Annotated in this window: 11 protein-coding genes; 7 read left to right on the forward strand and 4 right to left on the reverse strand. The window is 65.1% G+C overall.

All coding sequences use genetic code 11. The annotated features are described in order from the left end of the window. Positions 1 to 620: 620 nt before the first annotated feature. From GD1_RS13490 to GD1_RS13510, 4 genes are all read right to left on the reverse strand, one after another. Positions 621 to 1868 (reverse strand): phospholipase D family protein, encoded by a 1248-nt coding sequence (locus GD1_RS13490; protein WP_338018371.1) that lies wholly within the window; start codon positions 1866 to 1868, stop codon positions 621 to 623. Positions 1869 to 1955: 87 nt separating this feature from the next. Then, complete coding sequence (locus tag GD1_RS13495) at positions 1956 to 2714, reverse strand: class I SAM-dependent methyltransferase (protein ID WP_059037514.1); 759 nt, start codon at positions 2712 to 2714, stop codon at positions 1956 to 1958. Between the two features lie 452 nt (positions 2715 to 3166). Continuing rightward, positions 3167 to 3949 (reverse strand): hypothetical protein, encoded by a 783-nt coding sequence (locus GD1_RS24740; RefSeq protein WP_157079475.1) that lies wholly within the window; start codon positions 3947 to 3949, stop codon positions 3167 to 3169. Between the two features lie 34 nt (positions 3950 to 3983). Beyond that, entirely contained in the window at positions 3984 to 5264 is a 1281-nt protein-coding gene (locus tag GD1_RS13510) for a protein NO VEIN domain-containing protein (protein ID WP_059037518.1), read from the reverse strand. A 172-nt stretch (positions 5265 to 5436) separates the two neighbouring features. Between GD1_RS13510 and GD1_RS13515 the strand changes: the two genes are divergently transcribed. The 7 genes from GD1_RS13515 to GD1_RS13545 all read left to right on the forward strand — a co-directional run bounded on the left by GD1_RS13515 (position 5437) and on the right by GD1_RS13545 (position 24421). Beyond that, positions 5437 to 9594, forward strand: a complete 4158-nt coding sequence (locus GD1_RS13515; protein ID WP_202927006.1) for a protein kinase domain-containing protein — start codon at positions 5437 to 5439, stop codon at positions 9592 to 9594. Between the two features lie 51 nt (positions 9595 to 9645). Further along, positions 9646 to 13263: a BREX-2 system adenine-specific DNA-methyltransferase PglX gene (pglX, locus tag GD1_RS13520; RefSeq protein ID WP_059037520.1), complete on the forward strand. Its 3618-nt coding sequence runs from the start codon at positions 9646 to 9648 to the stop codon at positions 13261 to 13263. Between the two features lie 11 nt (positions 13264 to 13274). Then, the gene (locus tag GD1_RS13525) at positions 13275 to 17066 is read left to right on the forward strand and encodes a DUF6079 family protein (RefSeq protein ID WP_238403739.1); all 3792 of its coding nucleotides are present in this window, start codon (positions 13275 to 13277) and stop codon (positions 17064 to 17066) included. Next, the gene (gene pglZ, locus GD1_RS13530) at positions 17063 to 19903 is read left to right on the forward strand and encodes a BREX-2 system phosphatase PglZ (RefSeq protein ID WP_059037524.1); all 2841 of its coding nucleotides are present in this window, start codon (positions 17063 to 17065) and stop codon (positions 19901 to 19903) included. The genes GD1_RS13525 and pglZ overlap by 4 nt, the downstream gene beginning before the upstream one ends. Then, the gene (brxD, locus tag GD1_RS13535; RefSeq protein ID WP_083534185.1) at positions 19900 to 21195 is read left to right on the forward strand and encodes a BREX system ATP-binding protein BrxD; all 1296 of its coding nucleotides are present in this window, start codon (positions 19900 to 19902) and stop codon (positions 21193 to 21195) included. The genes pglZ and brxD overlap by 4 nt, the downstream gene beginning before the upstream one ends. Positions 21196 to 21198: 3 nt before the next feature. After that, positions 21199 to 23298: a DEAD/DEAH box helicase gene (locus GD1_RS13540; RefSeq protein WP_059037528.1), complete on the forward strand. Its 2100-nt coding sequence runs from the start codon at positions 21199 to 21201 to the stop codon at positions 23296 to 23298. 253 nt (positions 23299 to 23551) lie between these two features. Further along, positions 23552 to 24421 carry a patatin-like phospholipase family protein gene (locus GD1_RS13545; RefSeq protein WP_059037530.1) on the forward strand — a complete coding sequence of 290 codons (870 nt, stop codon included), beginning with the start codon at positions 23552 to 23554 and terminating at the stop codon, positions 24419 to 24421. Positions 24422 to 24511: the final 90 nt, after the last annotated feature.

The raw sequence follows: 24511 nt of genomic DNA on the forward strand, positions 1-24511 counted from the left end.
GTCACTGGTGGTGAGGTCGGCGGTAGCGAGTAGGTCCAACCCTTGTGTGATCAGGGCGACTGCTTGTGACACGCGGGATTGGGGATCGGTTGTACCGATGTCGTTGGTCATCGACGCTCACCCCCTGTCGCGTGAAGATCCTTTTATGATACAGGTGTTCGATGGTGTGTGCAATGGGTTTGGGGTGGTGGGTTTTCGGAGCTTGTTGCGGGAGTTTTGCGGGTTGGTTCTGCTCGGTCGGTTACGCCCAGTGGGTGGTTGTGTTCGGATGTGGTCGCCACTCGAGGCGGCTGGCGGAATTTCGACTCAGGTCCTCGCTTCGCTCGGTCCCGGCTCAATCAGCAAAAGAGTCCGGCTCAATCGGCCAATCAGCAAGCAGAGGTGGATGGTTGAGCCGATGAGGAGCGGAGCGACGAGGCGTGTCGAAACCTCAGACGGCCGGGCTCGTCGACGTCACCACCTCGGCAGTGGGCACCACCCAGCGTGCGCTGCGGAGATTTCGACACGGGTCCTCGCTCCGCTCGGTCCCGGCTCAATCACCAACCGGGGACAAGACGTGTCGAAACCTCAGGCAGCCGACGTCGGAAACGCGACCACTACGAAGTGGTCGGCTCCGACACCTACGATGTCGTCCACGTGAGGCCGGTCCAGAGCCCGACGAGTGCGTCGATGACGCTGCGACGGAGGTATCCCATGTCGAGTTCCGCGGTTACGCCGCCCTCACGTAATGCGTACTTCGCGTCGGCGTACAGGACCACCTCCGACGAGGTCTGACGAAGGATGAAGTAATACCGTGTGTCGGGGTCGCTGTCGATCCACCGTCCGATCACCCGACCGGGCGTTCCCAACACGGACTTCGAGCTGGGGTTGCCCCGTTTGGTGGTCGTGTGGATCGGAACGATATGGACGCCCTCGGAATACAGCGGCTCCAGCCCGGAATCGACGTTCTGCCGGAAGACCTCGACAGTGAGCCCGGATCCTTCCTGGACGCCCAGTTCCAGCGCGAGAGCCTCGGCATGATCGATGGCGTCGTCAGGTATGTCCGTGTTCGCGCGGACCGCAGCCAGGTACACACGCTGCGGTCGCTGGTAGGCGATCCTGTCGGCGTCCGACGGATCGTCCACGGTCGATGAGGCCCGGACCGGGTCCACGTCGATCGCGTCATCTCCGGTCGACGCGACATCGGCCGATCCGGTGTCCGCGGAGTCGACCTCGGACGAGGCGGGGCGAGTCATGTCCGTGTCCACGGTCTCCGCGACGTCGTCGGCTTCGGAGGTCCCGTCGACCTCGGTGACGGCGGTCGACACATCGCCGTTCGTGGTGTCGGTGTTCGCAGAGTCGGCCTCCACCGGCACCGTGGTGCCGTCGTACCGAGCACAGAGCCGGGTCAGCGCCGCCGAGCCCAACTTGGTGGCTGACGTCTTCCAGCCGGCGAAGGTCGCCCGCGCCTGCTCGACGAGCTCGGTGGAATCGGTGACGAGGGCGGCCTCGTGCAGGATGCTCGCCGAGTGTTGCGTGGCATCTGCCGAACCGACGACCAGGAATGGCTCCGGCCCCGAATCGCTTTCGGCCAGAATCATCTTGGCGTGGAGGTGGGGGAGGGAGTAGATACTGACGCCTGCGCGATACCACCGCAGCAGGGTGTGCGGGTTCGTCATGTGCGCGTCGACCGCATGCTCGGACGCATCGACGATCAGCGTCGAGCCGGAAGTCAGCGGCAACTGCACATCGCCGGTGTATCCGACGTAGGCGACGGCCGCGGTCACATGACCCGGCCACTTCTGTAGGACCGGAGTCAACGACTCCCATACCGAATCGGTTACCAGACTTACCGTGCGTTCTGACGTCAGGCCGAGGGTGTCGAGCATTCTCACCGGCGAAATACTATCGGTTTCAACTATCGCCGCCCACAGGTACCACCTGTCTGTTCGGCAACCGGCGTACGAACAGTCGTGTCACACCGTCGCCCGGGCGGCATGTGCGACTGCGGTCACATCGAACGGTCCCGGTCCCAGGGCCTCCCGGCAGGCGGCACGCAGTTGTTCTCGTTCGGCCGGCGCGAGTGCTGCCACGGCCTCGCCGATCGGACCGACAGCGTGCAGGTAGGGCTCCCACCATTCATCGAAGGTGTTGTGCCGCAACCGGACCACGAGTTCGGTGTCGGTGACGTCGGTCAACCCGATGTCGTCGAGCATCGATGCGATCTCTCCAGGGGCACCGCCGGGCATGTGCGTCTCGTCCACCAGAGGCAGTCCCAGCACGTCGAACGCCGTCCACACCGGAGCCATCGGCGCTCGACCACCGGCAAGATCCCAGACCGTCGCCGCGATCCGCCCACCGGGCCGCGTCACGCGAGCCATCTCGGACAGGCCCGCCCGCGGATTGGGCATGAAGCTGACGACGAGATTGGCACCGACGACGTCGAAGGTGTCATCGGCATAGGGCAGTGCATCGGCCTTCGCCTGCCGGACGTCGACGTCGGGGAGGGTGGCACGACATGCGGCGACAAACAATGACGACGGGTCGACGGCGCTGACGTTGCGTGGGCCCAGCCGCCTGGCGAGTACTGCGGCCCACGCGCCGGGTCCACAACCGACGTCGAGGGCTCGCTGCCCAGGGCTGATCGGCAACCAGTCGGTGAAGGTCTGCGCCAACGGCTGCGAATAACGACCCATGAAGTTGTCGTAGGCGTCGCCCGCGACATCGAAGCTCACGGTTCTGACGCTACGCCGACCGGGCGCAGGTGACCACAGATCTGGCGGAGTGGATCGTCCGTCGGTGGACGAGTTCACGAGCGTGGCGAACTGCGACGTCTGATCTCGTCTGCCCGGCACCGTATCTGCTCGGGTCGATAGCCGCCGCACAGTGTCTCGCGAGGCGACCGACTCCTATGTCGTGACCCAGTGCAGGTCCGTCCACAAGCCCAAGACGGCATCTATGACCGAGTTCCGCAGGTAACCGGTGTCTAGGTCCACCGACTCTCCGAACTCACTGAACGCATCCTTCAGGTCCGAGAACAGGACGTCGTCTTCAGATCTCTGCCGAAGAAGGAAGTAGTAGCGCGTAGTAAATCCGGGGCTGGCCCATCGGCTGAGGACCAATGCCGGCGTCGACAACACGGACTTGAGGCTAGGTTTTCCCGACTTTGTCGTCGTGTAGATGGGGATCACATGGACACCTTCGGCATACAGCAGCGCATCCTCCGACTCCACGTCTTGCCGGAACACATCGATCGACAGCCCTGACGATTGCTCGCTTCGATTGGCTCCGAACTGTGCGGCGAGTTCGTCGGCGTAGTTGGCTGCGGACTCAGAGATCTCGGCATCGGTCTGGACCGGCGTGAAGTCGATACGTTTCGGACGCTGATAGGCGACATTGTCCGCATCGACATCATCCTCATCCCGCGTCGGCTCGCGAGATTCGGAACCATCTGCGTCGTCGTCCGTCGACTCCGGATCGGGCTCGCCCTCCTCGCTACCGTGAGTCTCATCCTCCGATGCTCCAGCGTCGGTCCTTCACGCGCCTGACCGATGAGCTCGATGGAGTCGGTCACCAGTGCGGCCTCCTCGAGTACGTTCGCGGAATGCTGAGACGCGTTCGCGGAACCAACAACAAGGAAAGGGGCTGCGCCGCCGAGTGATTCGGCCAAGATCATCATGGCGTGCAGGTGCGGACGCGAGTAGAGGCTGACCCCTGCTCGATGCCACCGCAACAGCGTGTGTGGATTGGTCATATGCCCGGCAACGGCGTGCTCGGAGGCGTCCACGATGAGCGAGCATCCCTGGGACAACGGCAATTGCACATCACCTGTACTGCCGACATATGCGATGGCGGCGGTGATCGAACCCTTCCACTTCTCGATCACGGGAGTCAGTGACTCCCACACCGAGTCGGTCAACAGGCTGACGGTGCGGTCCGATGTCAGCCCAAGCTCATCGAGGATCTCCACCCACAGGTCCCTTCGTCATCGAGGCGGTAGCGACTCATTCCACCACGACTTCATCCGGCAATTGATACTCGAACTGCAACGGCGCCAATGCGTTTCGTTCAGGAACCCACAGGTCCCACCGCCGCACTTTACCGCCGGTGCAGTTGTAGCCGTCCTCTGTGATGGCGACCTCGATCTGATCAACCACGACAAGGGAGGTCGTGTGGTCGTCGGCGTGAATGACCTCGTTGCGCGTGAGGACTACCGTATCGATGGCCTGCGAGGAACCCTTGACTTCGACGTGTAGCTCGTCGTGGCCGCCGCCGGTTGCGCGGAGGTCGTAGGGCTTCCCGATCCGCTCGATCTCGGTGAAACCTTCCGAATCGAGCAGAGCTATCGCCATGTCCTCTGCATGCAGTTCGATCGCGCGTCGCAGTCTGGGATCGGCAGGTCCTCGTCCTTGCGGTCCCCGAACGGCCTCACGTAACTCGGGTAGATCTTCCTGCTCTGAGGCCAGAACCGCCGACACATACTGCGCAGACAGGAGGGGCACCGCTGGGATCAGCGCCGGCGGAACCGCAGACAGGTAGGTGACCGCCGCGCCGTGCAGTGTGGGCTCGGAGGACGACGGATGATCGATCTGGAACGGGAACTGCTGGTATCGCCGGACCGATCGGGTCTGGTGGTAGACGTCGACGATGCTCGTAGTGTGATCCCGCAACAGGTCGAGAGTGACCGGCTCGGGAAACAACACGAAGTCGCGCAATTGCACCCTGACGTCGTCGCCGTCCACCTGCGGCGCACACTCGACCACCGACATCCCATGGATCGCGTGTCGCCAGTAGTGGAGTACGTGGTCGTCCGGTTGTAGTTGCTCCACCCGGGCGAAAGCCGGCCTGGCGCTGCCGTCCTCGCGGTAACGGTAGGAGTACAGCCATTCGCCGAAGTCGTCGGTGTTGTTGTCTCGTCGGACCTCCATCCACACGCGTGACACTTTCGCCGAGGAGTCGAGGTCTACGGGGGCGACCGAGGTCTCGTCGACCGGCGGCACGTCACCGCGGTTGCCCCGTGGGCCGCCGGCACGCGCCGCGTCGTACTTGGCCGCCTGACCCGGGCGGGCGACACGGATGTCGTCAAGCTGGGACTTTCTCGCGACGAATGCGATTCGCCACCCGGCGCCGTCGTCCGACCCGATCACAGGGGACCTCCCATACCCGGCAGTGTTGTCGCGCAGATGCGCCTCGACACGGTCGAGGTCGCTGCTGACTGCCACCGGCGCCGACTCGGGCACACAGAAATGCTCGAACGTCCGCCACCATCCGTACTGCGTCGCCATCGTGGCCTCTCCCTGGTTTCGCGACGAATTTAGCCGACAAGTCCGACAAACCCGGTTGCCAAGCGCACAGGAAGCCTAAATACCGTCGACCGGACTACCCGCGACCACTTCGGCGCGGCGCATTGATAGCCTCGGAAGTCGCAGATCGTGACGAGTTCAGCAGGCGGGTGACATGGTGGCAGACGACCGGTGGATCGAGGTCTCCAAGTCGGCATATGCCCATGAAGCCGACGGCTTGAAGCAGCTTCGTGACATCGTCCCGCCCGCACCGCCGTACCGAGCGTGGACCAACTTCGAGTTCATGGACAACCACGGCGGCTGGAACGAGATCGATGCGTTGATCCTGGGTCGCCGTCGACTCCACATGGTGGAACTCAAGAGTTGGAACGGCGTCCTTTCTGGCAATGAGAAGAACTGGGTTCTCACCGGCCGTAGCCGCAAGTCCCGTACACAGCGATCTGCTCTGCTCACCACCCGCCACAAGGCACAGAAGCTGGCCTCCCGCCTCAAAGACGAGGTTCGTAAGGTCGCACTCGAGAACCAACTCGACGTCGACAAGGTGATGCGGCACTTCCCCTTCATCCAGGAGGAAGTGTTCTTCCACGGTGACGAGTTCACTGTGAACCTGTCCGACCTCGCGAAGTCCAACCTGTTCGGCATCGACGGCCGCGAAGCCGAGACCGGATTGCCCGGGATCACCGGACGCCTACTGGAGCCGCCGGTCGACGGTCGCGACAACTACGGCGAAGACATGAGCGTGATCCTCGCACTTGCCTTGCGGGAACTGGGCGCATCGCGCCGCCTGGAACGTGATGCCGGCTCGTGGACGATCACCGGCAACACCCTCGACAGCGGCGACGACTGGCAGGATTTCGACGTCGTTCACAAGGTGACCGGCGTTCACGGTCGCGGCCGGATCGTCACCAGCCGCCGCGGTGCCCCGGCGCAGGCGCGGGCGGCCGCACGACGCCGGATCCAGCGCGAATACGAGCTCATCCGCTCGTTCCGGCAGGAGTCGATCGTCCCGCCGCTCGACCTGGCCCAGGACGACGACGGTAACGCCGTCCTCGTCTACGAGAAGCTGGACGACTTCCAGCCACTCGATCTGGCATTGCTCACACGCGAGGTCAGCGTGGAACAGCAGATCGAGATCCTCACCCAGGTCGCCGATGCGCTCGCCTACGCGCACCGCAACCAGGTGTCCAACCGGGGACTGTCCCCGAGCACGGTGCTGATCAACACCGCTCGCCTCGACGACGGTGGTGACGTGCAGATCCGACTGGCGGATTGGTCGTGGGCCGGTCGCATCCATCGATCCACCTCGGCGTCAGCGACCGTCGCCGGCTCCGCGATCGCCGGCTCCACTGGAGATGAGGATGTCTACCAGGCCCCGGAGGATCGGTGGTCGCCGACGGCAGACCGGATCGCCGTCGACGTCTTTTCGCTGGGTGCGTTGGCGTACTTCGTGTTCACCGGGGAAGCACCGGCACGCGATCGCACCGATCTGCGGGCACGGCTGCGCATCCAGAACGGTCTTGACCTCGCCGCATCCGGCGGCCGGTTCGTCGACGAGTCGCTACGCGCTGTGGTTCTGCAAGCAACCCGACCGTCGGTGTCCGATCGGGTGAAGCTCGACGTCAAGTTCCAGCAACCACACTTCGGCGCAGCCGAGTTCCGGACCGAGTTGCAGCAATACACCGTCGCTCGCGGTGTCCGAGTGGAGCCCGAACCAGATCCGCTCAACCCGTTGCCCGACGACGAGCTCGCCGACGGCCGGTTCACCGTGGTCAAGTTGCTCGGGGCAGGCTCGACGGCACGGGGCGTGCTGGTCCTCGACAACTCCGCCGCCGGTGAGCGTCGAGTTCTCAAGGTGGGCCTCGACGACTCCAAGACCGCACGCCTGTATGACGAGGCCGAGGTGTTGACCAAACTCGGTCAGCAGCAACCCACGATCCCCGGAGTGGTGGAACTTCTCGAGCCACCGCTGCATCTCGGCGGACGAACCGCGTTGTTGCTCAGCGACTGTGGTGAGCAGACGCTCTCCGACATCGTCCGACACATGGCTGTCAGTGAAGCGCAGTTGAAGCTGTGGGGCACGCAATTGCTCGACACCGTTGTCGCCCTCGATGCCGCCGGGATCGTCCATCGCGATATCAAGCCATCCAACCTCGGGATGGCGAAGACCCCGGGGACCGGAAAGACCAAGCGCCCCAAGACCAGCCTTGCCCTGTTCGATTTCTCGTTGTCGCGCGCAGGGGTCACCGAGACCGAAGCCGGTACCCCGACCTACCGTGACCCGTTTCTGGGCATGGGTAAGCGGACGGCGTTCGATTCCGCGGCCGAACGGTATTCGGCGGCCGTGGTGCTCTACGAGATGGCAACGGGGTCCACTCCGGTGTACGGCGACGGTCGCTCGGATCCGACGGCACTCACCGATGACGTCACCATCGATGTGGAGGCGTTCACCGACGCGGGCCTGAGTCAGGTGCGCGCGGATGCGCTCGCCGGCTTCTTCCGGACCGCGTTGGCCCGCGACGCACGCAAGCGCCATGACACTGCCACGGCGATGCTCACCGCATGGAAGTCCGTCTTCACCGCCCGTGCCGACGAAGCGGCCTCGACCGAGGCATCACGCCGAGGCGGGAACGGACCGAGTTTCCATCCAACGCCGGTGATCGTCATGGACCAGCGGCCGGACGTGTCCACGACGCTTCCGCCGTATACGTCCTTGCCCGAGTTCGTCCGCACCCTCACCGATCTCGCCGGTCGCCGGCCGACGGTGATGCGCCGCCAGGTCCTCGAGCTGCTGCTCGGTACACACGCGGAGTCCCCGGCAGACCCGTTCGTGACCTACAACGATCTCGCCGTCCGTGTGCACGTCACGCCGGGCCGGGTGGCGCAGATCTTCGGTGAGTTCTCCTCGCTGCTGCACACCGATGACCCGGTGAAGTCGTTCCCCACGCAGCGCACCAAGGCGACGATCGACGACCTCTATCAGCGTGCGCTCTCGTTGATCACCGCCTCCGGTGGTGTGTCCACACCCGAGCTGCTGGCTCGGGAGTTGGTGGGGGACATGCAGATCGGTGACCTCCCCGACGTCCAACGGGTCGCACTGGGCGTGCTGCGTGTGGTTCTGGCGTGCGCGCCGAAGCCGGCCGCCAAAGACACCACACACACCGATCATGTCGGAATCGAGATGGTGCGTCGCCACGGCGCAGGGACGGTGGCCATGCTGGCCACCTCGACCACCCATCGACGGCTTCCCACCGTGCTGGCCGACGCGGCCAACGATCTCATATCCGGGGCCATCGGTCAGGGCACCGCTCTGGTCACCTCCGACGACGCAGCGCTCACGATTCGCACCAAGACCGCGTCGGCACTGGGCCTGGCCTCGCCGACGGAGGTGGAGGTTCCGCTGCACGTGCTGCTGGCGATCGCGGTCACCTCCTCGACCGAGGTCGGCCTCACCTCCCTGAACGAACTCCACGCGTCGAACCTCCCGGTGGACACCGCTCTTCGTGTTGTGCTGCAAGGACTTTCCACCACGGATACGTTCGGGCGCGCCGAGCTCGAAACCCGACTACTGGCGCGCTTCCCGATGCTGAAGGGCACTCTGCCGCGCCGCCCTGCACTCGACGATCTGGTGGCGCGCGTAGCACCCGGCATGGCGTGGGATGACGCCCGCGCCCGCTACCGATTCCCGGTCGAGGAGGAGCCGAAGGGGTCGACCGTCCCCACCTACCGCACCCTGGTTCCCTCACGTGTGGTGTCCGGCGATACCCGGTCACAAGTGCTGCATGCGCTCGGCGCGGGGGACCGGCGGTTCCGTGCGCTCGGAATTCCGCTGGGCCACAGCGACGCGGTCGCCGACACCCTCTGCGAACATTTCGGAGCGACCCGCATCAATGCGACCGATGTGATCCTGGCGACGATGCGTGAGCGTGCCGCGGAGGTCGGTCTCGACTGGTCGATGATCCTCGCCGCGGACGCCGGCGCCGCCGCCGATCAGGAAGGGCTGAGAGGTTTCGTCGCCCAAGCTGTGCCGTCGATCGTCGACGCGGTGGCCGCAGTCGACGGACCGGTGGTGCTCACCGACCTGTCCACGCTGGCCGCCTACGGTCAGCTCGGGATCGTGCGCACGTGGACCGACCTGACCGACCCACCGCCACATTCGGTCTGGGCGACTATTCCACAGCCGCACACCAGCGGGCAGGCTGGTCCACTGGTCGACGGGGTGGCACTGCCGCTCAACAGCCCCGAGCAGTTCATCCCGCTGACCGACGACGACGTGACAGCGCTGGTCGCCGCCGCCGCCATCGTCGCACCGTAACGACCCCCAACCACCCCTCGACAGAGATCCATCCCAGGAGCCCCGCACACCATGCCTCTCGCCACAATCGCCGGATCACAGTTGACGGCGGACCTCAAACCGCAGCTCGCGCTGTTGGTGGAGGATATGCGCGCGCAGCTCGACGCCGATGCCGACCGCACCGCCCGGTGGAAGGCCGAGCATGCCCACGCGCGTGAGCAGAAGCGCACCGCCGCCGCGTGGACCGACTTTGTGGAGGACCGACTCGTCCAGGCCGCCGTCGGCTGGTTGCTCACCTCGGTCTTCGTCCGCTTCTGTGAAGACAACCTGCTGTTGGGGCCCAGCGCGGTGTGGATCAGTGGGCCCACCCCGACGCTGCGTCAGCGTGCCCTCGATGCCGAGGATCAGTTCTACCGCGATGAGCGCGGCGACGAGCAGGGCAGCCGCTCCTATCGCGAATGGCTCGAACAGTCCTTTGCCGCATTGCGCGCCAACCCGGGTACCGCATCGTTGGTCGACGACCACGCCGCCATCGAGCTCATCGCCCCCAGCTCGTTTGCCGTGGAGCAGCTGCTCGCGTACTGGCGCCGCACCGATGAGCACGGCCAACTGGTTTGGCATTTCACCGATCCCGAGCTCTCCACACGTTTCCTCGGTGACCTGTACCAAGACCTCTCCGACTACGCCAAGAAGAAGTACGCTCTTCTCCAGACACCGGAGTTCGTGGAGGAGTTCATCCTCGACCGCACCATGGAACCGGCCCTCAAGGATCGACCACTCGAGGGCTTCACGCTCATCGATCCGACCTGCGGTTCCGGGCACTTCCTCTTGGGTGCCTACGCCCGACTCGTCCGACGCTGGGAAGAAGCCGCTCCCGGTATGGAACGCAGGGCTCGCGCCAACAAGGCGCTGGCCTCGATTCACGGAGTGGACCTCAATCCCTTCGCCGTGGCCATCGCCAAGTTCCGACTCATCGTGGCGGCGATGAAGGCGTCCGGGGATACCGATCTCGTGCACGTGCCCAACTACACCCTCAATCTCGCCACCGGCGACTCGCTCCTTCACGGCCCTGAGCGCGACGGTGCGGTTGCGCTCGACCTGGGTGACCAGAAGTTCGACAAAGACGCTGTGGCCAGTGGTTTCGCCTACTCCACCGAGGACGGCGAAAAGCTGCGCGATCTGTTGACCCTCGGGCAGTACGACGTGGTGGTGGGTAATCCTCCGTACATCACGGTCAGCGACAAGGCGCTCAATGCGCGATATCGGGAGCGATTCACCTACTGCAAGGGCACCTACGCATTGACCGTGCCCTTCATGGAACGATTCTTCACCCTCGCCAAACGCGGTGACCGTCCCGGCTGGGTCGGGCAGATAACGTCCAACTCGTTCATGAAGCGCGAGTTCGGGGTTCCGCTGATCGAGAAGTTCTTGGCGACCAAGGATCTGAGACTCGTTGCCGATACGTCCGGCGCCTACATCCCGGGACACGGCACCCCGACCATTATTCTCGTCGGCCGTAACCGTGAATCCGACGACGATGTGCGCGCCGTGCTGGGTATACAGGGTGAACCGGGCGCTCCCGAGGACCCGGCCAAGGGCAAAGTGTGGACTTCGATTGTGGAACACGTCGACGAACCAGGCTTCGAGGATCAGTGGGTTTCGGTCGTCGACCTCAAGCGTCAGGTCCTCGAGGGTCATCCTTGGAGCCTTTCTGGCGGCGGAGCGGTGGAAGCGCTTTCGGCAATCAACTCAGCGGCTGTAAATGCTCTCGATGACCAGATCGATGGAAAGATCGGGTTCGCGAGTTTTCCGGGTGCCGATGACGCATTCTTTGCGCCTCGCCATGCCCTGCGCCGCGCAGGAGTTCAGGACAAGCATGTAAAGACGCTGATCCTGGGGGAAGTTGTCCGCGACTGGAGCATCCGCCCTGAGTACGCATCATTTGCGCCCTATGACGACGCACACGATCCTATCGCTATCGACCCTCAAGCTCGTTGGTATCGGCGACAGTGGCCACTCCGGAGAACACTCCGCGCAACTACCGGTTTCGGTGGTGAAACCCAACTCGACGGGGGTGACAAGTGGTGGACTTGGTACCGCTGGGTCCCTGCACGTTATCGAAGCCCATTGTCGATCACCTTTGCCGAAGTCGCCACCCACAACCACTTCGTGCTCGACCGCGGAGGCAAGGTGTTCAAGCAGACAGCGCCCGTCATCAAGTTGCCGGAGTACGCGACCGAGGACGACCACCTGCGACTACTCGGTGTGTTGAACAGTTCAACTGCATGCTTCTGGTTGCGGCAGAACTGTTATCCGAAGGGCGGTGATCCGGTCGGAACAGAAGGCGCGCGAGTAAGCCCTGAGAAGTGGTCGGATCGCTACCAGTTCAACGGCACCACTGTGCAAGATTTTCCACTCCCTTCACGGTGGCCACTTGTGCGTGCAAAGGAAGTTGACGATCTTGCACGCGAGGCAGCCGAACTAGAACCGTGTGCGGAATCGGTGGGATCCCATATCGGAGTTTCCACCTTGACCGACTTGCGCGCAATGAACTCCAAGATACATGGATCCATGCTCTCAACCCAGGAAGACCTCGACTGGGAGGTCTACCACCTCTACGGTCTGACCGACTCGAATCTGAATCTGCCAGATGGCGCATCGAGTCCCGGGATCAGCCTGGGTGAGCGCGCCTTTGAGATTGCTTTGGCGCGCAGGATCGCTTCTGGCGATGCCGAATCCGAGTGGTTCACCCGGCACGGCTCCACGCCGATCACCGAGATTCCAGCACACTGGCCGCAGGAGTACCGCGATCTGGTGCAGCGCCGGCTCGACGAGATCGAGAGCAATCCATATGTTCGCCTTCTCGAGCGTCCGGAGTACAAACGGCGCTGGGCGGGGGAGTCGTGGGATACCAAACTTCAACGCGCTCTGCGGGATTGGCTACTCGACAGAATCGAGAATCCACAGCTGTGGGTCAACCCACAGGGGTTGCCGCAGCCGCAATCGGTGGGTGAGCTCGCCGGCGTGTTGGGCCGGGACCAGGAATTCATCGATGCACTCGATCTGTGGGCCGGACACAAGGACGCCCCAGTCACCGAGACGCTCGTCAAGCTGCTTTCCGATCAAGCCGTGCCCTACCTTGCTGCCCACCGCTACAAGGATTCGGGCCTGCGGAAGCGAGCCGAGTGGGAGCGGGTGTGGGATATGCAGCGCGATGAGGACGCGGGACTGATCGCCGCAACCGACATCCCGGTGCCGCCCAAATACACCACCGCCGACTTCCGCAAGACCTCCTACTGGTCGCATCGCGGAAAGCTCGACGTGCCCAAGGAACGGTTCATCCTGTACCCCGATGCCGGTCGGGAGACCGACCCCACACCGCTGTTGGGTTGGGCCGGATGGGATCACGCACAGCAGGGGCTGGCGCTCGCAACCATCTATGCGATGCGTGAATCCGAAGGTGTGGAGAGCGCGACGCTCGTGCCGGTCGTCGCCGGCATCGCCGAGGTGCTGCCCTGGGTCAAACAGTGGCACAGCGGAGCAGACCCGAATCTCGGTGTCGACCTGTACGAATACCTCAACGGTCAGTTGCAGGAGAAGTCGCAGCAGGTGGGCGTGCCGGTGAGTGAACTCGCACAGTGGCGGCCTGCAGCACCCACGCGCGGACGGAAGAAGAAGGCGGGTAACTGATGTTTCCGGGAATGGCCTCTGGCCCCGCGCACACACTGCGCGAGGTCTTCGACATCACCGAGTCGGCGGGACGCAATGACTATGTCCTCAAACTGTCCGACTCGGTCGGTGACGCGCAGCTGACCCAGACCATCGACTCCTACGTCGTGACACCTGCATTGGCCGAGGCATTCGACGTCGCTCTCGGCGTCGTCGACGAGGGGTTGCGCACCGGTGAGAACAAGGCCGCCTTTCTCGACGGCTCCTTCGGTTCCGGTAAATCGCACTTCATGGCGGTGCTGTACGCGATCCTCGGCCACGCACCGCAGGCACTCGCGGTTCCCGAGTTGCAGCCCATCATCGCCAAGCACACGGCCATCGAACAGAAGAAACTGCTGCGGCTGACCTTCCACTTCCTGGGCGCAGATTCCGTCGAGGCCTCACTGTTCGACCAGTACCTGCACCAGATCAGGGAGTTGCATCCCGACTCGGCACCACCGGTGCTCCATTCGGCCGGCAACCTGTTCACCGACGCCGCCAACCGTCGGGCCGCCGACGGAGACGAAAAGTTCTTCGCCACCCTCAACGGATCGGCCGGCTCCTCCGGGACCACCGTCGACTGGGGCAAGGCCGATGTGGCGGTGGGCGATTGGAACGCCACCAGCTATGCCGAGGCCACCGCCGCAGACGCCGACCCCGCCCTGCGTTCACGCCTGCAGCAGGCCCTGATCGCCACCTACTTCACCAGCTACTCCCGCAACACCGATTGGCTGCCACTCGAAGACGGCCTCGCGGTGATCGCATCACACGCCAAGTCGTTGGGCTATGCGGGTGTGGTGCTGCTCCTCGACGAGCTGATGCTCTGGTTGTCGTTCATCATCTCCGAGCGCGAACGCTTCAACGCCGAGGTGCAGAAGCTCACCAAGCTCGTCGAGACCAGTCGTGGACGACTCGCGCTCCCCGTGATCTCCTTTGTGGCACGGCAGTTCGATCTGACCAGGTGGGTGGCGACGGGCTCCGACTCGGGAGCCACCCAGCAGGCGGCCGAACAAGCCATCCGACATCAGGCCGGGCGGTTCGCGAATGTGGTTCTGGGCGACGAGAATCTGCCGTACATCGCACACAAGCGCCTGCTCCGGGTGCGCGATCCCGAGGCCCAGCAGTGGCTCGAGAGTGCCTTCGCCGCGATCGACCGCAACCCCAAGGTGTGGGACGTTCTGCTCGACGGCATCAACACCGACGATCAGCATCGCGGATCCGACTCGGATGCCTTCACACTCACCTACCCGTTCTCGCCGGCGCTCATCGCGACGCTGCGCAGTCTGTCGGGGGTGATGCAGCGTGAACGCACCGCGCTCAAGGTGATGAAGCAGATGCTCGAGGACAACGCCGACCGTCTCACCGTGGAGAACGTGATCCCGGTGGGGGAGGCGTTCGACTACATCATCGACAGCGCAGGTAACACCCCCATCAACGATGCCGTGGCCCAGACCTTCAAGACCGCACGCACCCTGTGGTTCGACAAGCTCCGCCCGCTGCTCTTCCACCAGGTCAACGTCGATCCGGACACCTCCGATGCCGACGTGCCGGCCGGGTTGCGCGCCGACATCCGGATCGCCAAGACCCTGCTGATGTCGGCGTTGGCACCGAATGTGCCCGCGCTCAAGCAGATCGACGCGTCACGTCTGGCATCGCTCAACCATGGCAGCGTGGTCAGCCTGATCCCGGGTGACCAGGTCGGCCAGATCGTCGCCAAGGTGCGCCGCTGGGCCGCCGACGTCCCCGAGATCACCGTCTCCGGTGACGCCAACCCGATCTTCTCGGTGACCCTGGAATCGGTGGACTACGAGCGGATCATCGAACGCGGCCGTGAGAACGACACCGATGGCGAACGCCGAAAACTCATGCGCGAGTTGCTCAGCGAGTTCTTCGGTGTCGGCAACGCGCAGCAGGCCGTCGACGGGGCATACTTGCGGACCGCCATCTGGCGCGCCACCGAACGTGACGTCGAAGTGGTCTTCGGCAACATCCGTGATCATGGCTACCTGTCCGATGATGCGTTCCGACCCTCTCGTGATGGTGTCTTCCGCATGATCGTCGACCTGCCGTTCGACGAGGCAGGACACACCACCGCCGAGGATCATGATCGCCTGGATGCGCTGATGCGCACCGCCACCGACCGGTTCACCGTCTGTTGGACCCCGGCGTTCTTCCCGGAGAAGATCACCAGGCAGCTCGGTCGCCTGGTGATCCTCAACTATGTCCTCGCCGGCGACCGGTGGGCCGGCTTCGCCAACGAACTCGCCGAGTCCGATCGGGCCGCGGCGAGATCGATTCTGCAGCAGCAGCAATCACAGCTGCGCGGTCAGATCGGGTCGGCGATCCAGGTGTACTACGGGGTGGCATCCACCGCCGGCGCCGACGCCGCACTGTTCGCCGATCAACCGCCGCTCCGGTCCCTGCATGCCGGTTTCACCGCGCAGCCGCCGATCGGGACCACACTCGGCGAGGCCGTGGAACGATTGATCGCCGACGCATTCACCGCGCTCTACCCCGACCATCCGGACTTCACCCCCTCCGACAAGGTCATCACGCGCCGTGAACTGGCGATGACCCTTGAACGGTTGCGCGAGGCCCAATCCGACCCCGAGGGCCGGCTCGCCTTGGATCGCGGTGACATTCAGACGGTACGTCGGATCGTCACTCCCCTCGGACTGGCCAAGACCAGTGAGACACATCTGATCTTCTCCGCCGATCAGTTCGCCGGCTGGCGGTCACGGATCACCCAGGAGCTGGGGCGGTCCGGGGTATCCACCGACGATTCCGGTGACACATCGCACTCCGAGGTCCCGGTCGAGGCAGTACGGACCGCGATCATCGAGTCCGGGCCTCGCCGCGGACTCACCGACGACGTGGTCGACCTGATCACCGCGGCATGGGCTGCGCAGACCAGACGGTCGTGGTTCCTGCACGGATCGGCGGTCGCCGAGCCGGGGCTGGGTGAGTTCCGGCGCCGCGGGCTCACACTCAGGGTCGAACCGTTGCCCGAACGGCAGGCATGGGTCGATGCCAACGCCCGGTGGACCAAGCTGACCGGACAGCGACCCAACGACTTCCTGACGCCCAGCAATGTGGCTGCATTCGCCGACGCCGTCCGCACCTTTGCCGCCGATCGACAGGTACACCGCAACCGGTTGGCCTCGGCACTGGACAAGGCCTACTCGCAGCGAGGGATCGACGGCGGGGCACGCCTGACGACCGCCCTCGCGCTCGACAAGGTGTTCGCCCCGGACCTCTCGACTCTGGACAACCTCGCCGTGGTCACACGGATCGCCGACGCCGACCTCGGGGGCGCCACCGATACCGAGGCCAGTCGATCACTCGCCACCGCCCCCGCAGTGGCCGATGCCGTGGAGGGATTCGCTTTCCAACGCCTCGAACCGCTGTTGCACCGTGCCGCGGCCGATGGGTCGTCGGAAGCGGGATTGGATGCGGCAAGCATCGTCGCCGAACTCGATGCCGCCCTGGTCGCCCAGGAATTCGCGACGCCGCTCGTCGCCGCACTCGCCCGGGTCAAGGAACGCCGCGAATCGTGGACCGACGCGCAGCTCGCCACACCGCCCCCCACACCACAACCGCGGACCGAACCTCAACCGGCAGATTCCCGACCGGGACCGCACGCGCCGGTGGTGGAGGTGCAGGTGTCGGCGAGGACCGGATTCAGTGCCGTGGAGCAGAAGCTCGCCGACCTCCTCGACAAGCACCCCAAGCGCACCTACACGGTCACGATCACCGACACGACGATCACCGACACCGACCGATGACCGACACAGCGGTACTGCCGGACGCCGACCTGCAGTCGATCAAGGGTGTGATCACCGAACTCCGCGACAAGAAGTATCGTCCGGGAGTGGTTGCGGTGTCGGCGGTCCCGATATGGTCGGGACCGGACGAGGTCACCCACGCCGGTGATCGGATCCTGATCACCACGGCACCCAGCGTGCTCGGGATCCGCGACGCTCTCCGCCGCCGTGCCGAGACCGACTGGCTGGTGATCCTCACCGACCGGCCCGCGGTGGAGATCCCCAGTGGCGTAGCCGAACACCTGGTGACCGGGCGGCTGCGCAATCTCGATCCGTTCCCGTTGCTGCGCAACGCCTTCGCCGCGTCCAAGCAGGAGTTCGGCCTGCTGGGCGACCGGACCGACATCGCCCGGGCCATGCTGCGTGAGGTGGGGGACAAGCCGTCACCGGCACCGGGTGGTGTCCTGACCAACGATCATGTCTTCACCGAGGTCGGCAACAAGCGTTTCGGGCTCGTGCGCGGTGACATCACCCCACACCATGTCGCGGTGTGGTCGATGGATCCGGTGAAGGCCCGGAGCTATGAGGCGTGGGCAACCCATGCCCCGCCTGTGCTCGTCGAGCAGTATCTCGAGTGGCTCACCCGACGACTCGGAGAACTGGGACCGGTCGTCGTATCCGCGTGGCGGCATCAGGGACCGTCGTCGATCGTTCCGCTCGGACTGGTCGCCGGACTCCTGACGGGTACACCGCAGCCGGGCGAGGATGTCGGAGACTCCATCCCACGCGTCCGCACCCGCCTCGAGATGAAGGTCGACGACGTCGTGGTGACGGAGGCACAACTCGCGACCTGGGGGGCGTTGGCCACGCTCGCCGTCGCAGCTGCCCCTGATCCGGGACCGACGCTGACCGCTGCCGAGGCTTTGGCGTCCGAGCTCCATGCCGAGTCGCTCGTCGCGCGCTCCGACACGTTGCCCTCCGCACTGATCCTGCGCCTGAACACCTTTGCCGCTCGGCTGGCACAGGCGGCCCAACAAGTGGTGAGGCGTGGTGGCGCGGAGACGGCCGATCTCGGGGCCGTCGAGAACGCGTGGGCCGCGGTGTGCGCGCACCGTGATCACGATTCGTCCGCCGCACCGCGTGACGTCGGAGTCGGTGCCGCGGGTCTCCGGCTGCTGCGGCGACTGGTGACGTCCTGGCCGCAGCCCACCACCCTGGCGGAGTGGTTGGCCACCTACCGCACCGATCTGTCCTGGGTGGACAGCGCGGTCAACCGCGCCCACGTCGGCGCCGACAACCCCACTCTGGCCACGGCCAATCACGCCCTCCTGCAAACGATCCGGGTGCACCGCGCCCGACTGGATCGCGAGTTCGCCGCGCGACTCGCGGCGGCGGGGGTGCATCGCGAAACCGGAGCGGGTGCACCGCTGTACGTCGAGGATGTCCTGACCTCGATCGTTCTTCCGCTCACCGCCCTCCACCACGGTGGAACCGGCGCAGGCCTCGGGACCGCCGCACCCCAACGGTCACCGGTCTTGGTGATCGTTGCCGACGGGATGGACGTGGCCTCGGCCAACGACATCGTGGCCGATGCTCTCCGCCATCGTCGACCGCAGTGGCAGAACTGCATCGGAACCGATCACGACGGTCCGCTGACGGCGTTGTCGGCGTTGCCGAGCGTCACCCACTTCTCTCGGTGTTCGCTGCTCACCGGGGCGTTGGCGGCCGGTGGGCAAGACCGTGAGCGGTCCGGATTCGCCGACTGGTTGCAGCAGCAAGGGTTACGCGGGCAGGGACAGGTGCTGTTCCACAAGGCCGATCTCGATGCCGTGTCGAAGGGACACTCGCTGGCGCTCGATGTGCGTCACGCCGTGCAGGACACCGAAGGCCGGACGGTCGTGGCCTGCGTACTCAACGACATCGACGACGCCCTCGACCGATCCGATCCGATCGGTACCTCGTGGACGATCGCGTCGTTCAAACATCTGGATGCGTTGCTCACCGAGGCCGCCGCGGTCGGCCGGACCGTGGTCCTCGTCAGCGATCACGGGCATGTGGTGGAACGGCGTGAACAGCCGAGTGTGCAGCGCGGCGAACAGGTTTCTGCCCGGTATCGGCACGCAACCGGCATACCCGCGGCCGACGACGAGGTGCTCGTGGCCGGTGACCGTGTCCTCACCGACGATCATCGGGCGGTCCTGGCCGTCGACGAACAGCTCCGCTACACCGGCCTCAAGGCCGGATATCACGGCGGCGGGGCACTCGCCGAGGTGTGTATCTCGGTGTCGATTCTGGTCAACGGTGCGATCGGCTCGCACTTGCCCTTGGCGCCGGCAGACTTCGGACCGCCCTCGTGGTGGGACCTCGACGATCCCAGCTCCACGGCGGGCACCCCGGTGGTGACCTCGATCGAGGTTCGGGCGCCGAAGAAGCGTCCGGCCAAGCCGACGAAGGCGGCCACACGGGCGGCATCGAATGGTCAGGAGTCCCTGTTCGATCTCGGGGCTGCGCCGGCCTCCGACTCGTCGTCGGCCGATCGTGGTGACACGGCAGTCTTCGATCTGGTGGGGCAGGTGCTCACCACCGATCTGTTCTCCAGTCAGTTCGCGCGGTTCGGGCGCAACCTCACCAAGGTGTCGATCGGGGCACTACTGCGCGAGGCCGAGGCGGCCAACGGCGTGATCCCGATGGTCAAGGTCGCCGAGATCCTGGATCTGCGACCGGCCAAGGCCCGTGGGGCGGTCGCCCATCTCAGCCAGATCTTCAACATCGATGGCGTGTCGGTGATCGGCCAGCGAGGAGACGACGTGATCATCGCGACCCCGTTGTTGTTCGAGCAGTTCGGATTGTCGCAGTGAGCGACCTCTCACCGGTCCGCCGACGCGAGATCCTGACCGCCCTTCGGCAGGGAAGTGTGCCCTCGGGCAACCTCGACGTACTCGCAGTGGGGATCGACAAGTTCGCTGCCACCGTCGACGACGAGCTCGCCGCTGTCGCCGCCGGTGGGTCGGTCTTCAAGGCCGTGCGCGGTGAATACGGTTCGGGTAAGACGTTCTTCGCGCGTTGGGCGCAGCAACGGGCGATGCGTCAGGGGTTCGCCGTCGCCGAGGTCCAGATCAGCGAGCTCGAGACCCCGTTGCACAAACTCGAGACGGTGTACCGCAGGACCACCGAATCACTACGTACGTCGGCCTTTCCGCCGTCGGCGTTCCGCTCGGTGATCGACGCCTGGCTGTTCGAGATCGAGGAGGACGCCTCGGCCACCGCTGCGGGTGCGGAACCGACCGGGGCCGAGGTCGGTGCGCTGCTCGAGCAGCGACTCGCCGCGGTCGCGACCGCGACACCGGTGTATCCCATGGTGTTACGCGCCTATCGGACGGCGGTGGAGGACGGTGACGCGGTCACCGCCGATGCGCTCATCGCATGGCTGGGTGGGCAGCCGCATGTGGCGGCATCGGCCAAGCGTGCGGCCGGTGTGCGTCACGACGTCGACCACTTCCTCGCCATGGGTTTCTTGCAGGGATTGCTTGCGGTCTTGAAGGGTGCGCGACACCCAGGGCTGCTGTTGGTGATCGACGAGGTGGAGACCTTGCAGCGGATGCGTTCGGACAGCCGCGCCAAGGCGTTGAATGCGTTGCGGCAATGGATCGATGAACTCGACTCGGGACGGTATCCGGGCTTGTACCTGCTGATCACCGGGACACCGGCGTTCTTCGACGGCCGGATGGGTGTGCAGTCGCTGCCGCCGCTGGCCCAACGACTCGCCACCGACTTCACCACCGATGCACGTTTCGACAATCCGCGTGCCCCGCAGATCCGACTCCAGAACTTCGACGCCGACCGCCTCGTGGAGGTCGGCATTCGGGTACGCGACGTGTACGCCGATGGTGCCGACGATCCGGCGCGCATCCGTACCGTGGTCGACGATGCCTACATCGCCGATCTCGCCACCGCGGTGGCCGGCAAACTCGGCGGACAGGTCGGCGTTGCACCTCGGCTGTTCCTGAAGAAGCTTGTGGTCGACGTACTCGACCGTGTGGACCTGCACGCCGGCTTCGATCCTCGGCGCGACTACGCGTTGACGGTGTCGGGCAACGAACTCACCGACACCGAACGGGCCGCGGTCTCGCCCGACGACATCGAGCTGTAGCTCATGAGCGGATTCGAACTCCTCGACCCGGCAATTCAGCACCACATCGTCAACTCGCTCGGCTGGCCGGGACTACGCCCGCTGCAGGAGGATTCGATCCCCACGATCGTCGACGGTGACGATGCGCTGTTGCTCGCTCCGACCGCGGGCGGCAAGACCGAGGCGGCGATGTTCCCGGTGCTCACCCGGATGCAGGCGCAGCGGTGGACCGGGACCTCAGTGCTGTATGTGTGCCCGCTGAAAGCCCTGCTGAACAATCTGGGGCCCCGACTCGGTGACTACGCGGCGTGGGTCGGCCGCAGCGTCGCCGTCTGGCATGGCGACGTGGGACAGTCGGCGCGCAGACGGATCACACGCGAGCGGCCCGACATCCTGCTGACCACACCGGAATCAGTCGAGTCGATACTGGTGTCGGAAAGTGTTGATGCACTGCAGTTTCTGGGCAGTGTTCAGGCCGTCGTCGTCGACGAGGTGCATGCATTCGCCGGTGACGACCGCGGCTGGCATCTCCTCGCGGTGATCGCCCGGCTCGAGTCGTTGATCGGTCGACGACTACAGCGGATCGGGATGTCGGCGACGGTCGGCAATCCCGACGAGCTGCTCGAATGGTTACGTGGGGGAGCCCCCACGAAGGGACGTGTGGTGGCACCGCCGGTCCCCACAGCGTCGAATCCGGAGATCGTCGTCGATGCCGTCGGCAGTGCCGAGAACGCAGCCAAGGTGATCGCCGGGCTGCACCACGGCGAGAAGCGCCTGGTGTTTGTCGACTCACGGCGCCTGGCCGAGGAGCTCGGGACGTCGTTGCGTGATCGAGGGGTCACCACCTTCCTCTCGCACTCGTCGTTGTCGGCGGAGCAACGCCGCGAATCCGAGGCTGCGTTCGCCGACGCCCGCGACTGTGTGATCGTCGCGACCAGCACACTGGAACTCGGCATCGATGTCGGCGATCTCGATCGTGTCATCCAGATCAACTCACCGCGTACCGTTTCATCGTTCTTGCAGCGGCTCGGTCGGACCGGCCGACGCCCCGGCACAACTCGTCACTGCCTGTTTCTCGCCCTCGACGACGCCTCGCTCGCCCAGACATTGGGGATGCTGCACTGCTGGGCTTCTGGATGGGTCGAGCCGGTGGTCGCCACACCCGAACCGCGGCACATCGCCGCCCAGCAGTTGCTCGCCGCAGCGCTGCAGACCCGACGAGTCCCACTCAACGGCTGGCAACAGCAGTGGGGAACGCTGCCGCTCTTCGGCGACGAGGGCCAAGAGATTCTCGACCACCTGCTCGACACCGGCTTCCTCGATCACGATGCCGGTAGCGCATTCATCGGGGTCGAGGCCGAGAAGCACTTCGGGCGACGACATTTCATGGAGCTACTCGCGGTGTTCACGGCGGCACCAGAGTTCCGGGTATTCCAGGGCCGCAACGAGATCGGGATGGTCGACATCGGTTTACTGACCGAGGACGTCGAGGATGTGCGTGTGTTGCTGCTCGGTGGCCGTTCGTGGCTGGTCACCCATATCGACTGGAAGCGACGGCAGGTGTATGTCGAGGCCACCGATATTCACGGAATGGCTCGCTGGCAGTCGATTCCCGATGGCCTGTCCTACGAGATCACCCGCGGCGTACGCAGCGTGCTGCTCGGCGACACACCTGCCGGTGTCACGCTGTCACGTCGTGCCGTCGCAGCGCTCGACGGTTACCGTGCACAGCGCGCCGACGACGTGCGCGCAGACTCGCTGGTGATCGAGCGCGACAGCCGCGGTGACTGGCGGTGGTGGACGTGGGCAGGTGTCAAGGCCAACCGCACACTGGCTGCCTGGGCACGTGATCTCGTGCCCGGCCGGCAGCGAATCGGGGCCGAATCGATTCGGCTGCACTCAGATCTGACCGTTGACGCCATCAAGCAGGGGTTGGGCGACGTCCAGCACAGCTCGGAGCGACCCGCCCCCGCCGTCGACCGCAGAGCGATCAAGGGGCTCAAGTTCTCGGTCGCGCTGCCTGAGGACCTCGCCCGCCGGACGCTCGCAGTTCGGATGATGGAGGCGAAGCGGGCAGAAGGATTGCTGAACGAACGTATTTCGTTCCGGTTCGGAAGCGAGTGACGTCGAATTGCCTCGCCGGACGGGCATGGTCAACGCGATCGTGTCCAACTTGTCGGTCTCGATCGTTACTATCGCGATGTGATGGATGAGCTCCCCGAATCCCGCTCTTACTGATTCGGAATGGCGGTCGATCGCGATGGCGCGGAGACAGTCGGCGTCATATATACCCGAGAAACGGGCAAGTGCGACAAGGCTTTTACATCACCGAAAACCCGTTGCTCGCGTCGACGGATGATCCGTACAGTCCGGATTCATGAATAGTTGTGCGCTGGTTCTCGGTGGCGGCGGATCGGGCGGGAACGCCTGGGAGATCGGTGTCCTCGCGGGACTCGAGAATGCCGGAGTAGATGTGACCGACGCCGACCTGATCATCGGGACGTCGGCGGGGTCCACCACCGCCGCCCAGATCACCGGCGCGAGACCGGCGCAGCTGCTCGCCGACATCCGCGACACCCCGCAGCCCACGGTCAGTCGTGGCGGTTCCGGGGCCGGCCGAACCCACGTCGCCGACCAGATGGCGCGAACCGCCGCCATCATCGCCGACGCCCACGACCCCGCCGACATGCGCCGACGGATAGGTGCGGCCGCACTGGCCCTCACCCCGGATGCCCCGCCGGCCGGTCGTCCGTCCTGGCGAGACATCGTCGCGTCCAGGCTGCCGAGCCTCGAGTGGCCCGATCGCGACGTCCAGATCGTGGCCGTCGACGCCGAGACGGGCGAGCCGGTCGTCTTCGACCGACGCAGTGGTGTCGACCTCGCCGATGCCGTGGCCGCGAGCTGCGCCAGCGGGGTGCCGCACCGCATAGGGCAACGGCATTTCATCGACGGCGGCTACCGCTCGAACGAGAATGCCGATCTGGCAACCGGATTCGAGCATGTCCTGGTGCTCTCACCGTTCGGTGGCCGGTTCCGGACTCCAGCGGAGTGGAGGATGAACCTCGCAGCGCAGGTGGACACGCTCCGCTCCGCCGGTGGCGAGGTCGAGACGATCTTCCCGGATGCCGACTCGGTGACCGCCTTCGGCGCCAACATGATGGATCTGCGAATCAGGCCACGAGCGGCACAGGCGGGCTACCATCAGGGCGCCGCACTGGCCGTGCAGACCAAGGACTTCTGGCACTGACACCGGATGGCCCGGGTCGCACCGCCGATGGCAGCGTCCTTCACGATCTCCCATCCCTGGCCGAACCTGTTTAACGCCTGTAAGGTACGC

It is taken from the genome of Gordonia desulfuricans NBRC 100010, from assembly GCF_001485495.1.
Lineage (GTDB): Bacteria > Actinomycetota > Actinomycetes > Mycobacteriales > Mycobacteriaceae > Gordonia > Gordonia desulfuricans.

Bases quoted from the DNA above. Each gene is read 5' to 3' on its own strand.
- GD1_RS13515 (WP_202927006.1), top strand. From the start codon at position 5,437: ATGGTGGCAGACGACCGGTGGATCGAGGTCTCCAAGTCGGCATATGCC.
- GD1_RS13545 (WP_059037530.1), top strand. From the start codon at position 23,552: ATGAATAGTTGTGCGCTGGTTCTCGGTGGCGGCGGATCGGGCGGGAAC.
- GD1_RS13490 (WP_338018371.1), bottom strand. From the start codon at position 1,868: ATGCTCGACACCCTCGGCCTGACGTCAGAACGCACGGTAAGTCTGGTA.
- pglX (WP_059037520.1), top strand. From the start codon at position 9,646: ATGCCTCTCGCCACAATCGCCGGATCACAGTTGACGGCGGACCTCAAA.
- GD1_RS13540 (WP_059037528.1), top strand. From the start codon at position 21,199: ATGAGCGGATTCGAACTCCTCGACCCGGCAATTCAGCACCACATCGTC.
- GD1_RS13510 (WP_059037518.1), bottom strand. From the start codon at position 5,264: ATGGCGACGCAGTACGGATGGTGGCGGACGTTCGAGCATTTCTGTGTG.
- GD1_RS13525 (WP_238403739.1), top strand. From the start codon at position 13,275: ATGGCCTCTGGCCCCGCGCACACACTGCGCGAGGTCTTCGACATCACC.
- pglZ (WP_059037524.1), top strand. From the start codon at position 17,063: ATGACCGACACAGCGGTACTGCCGGACGCCGACCTGCAGTCGATCAAG.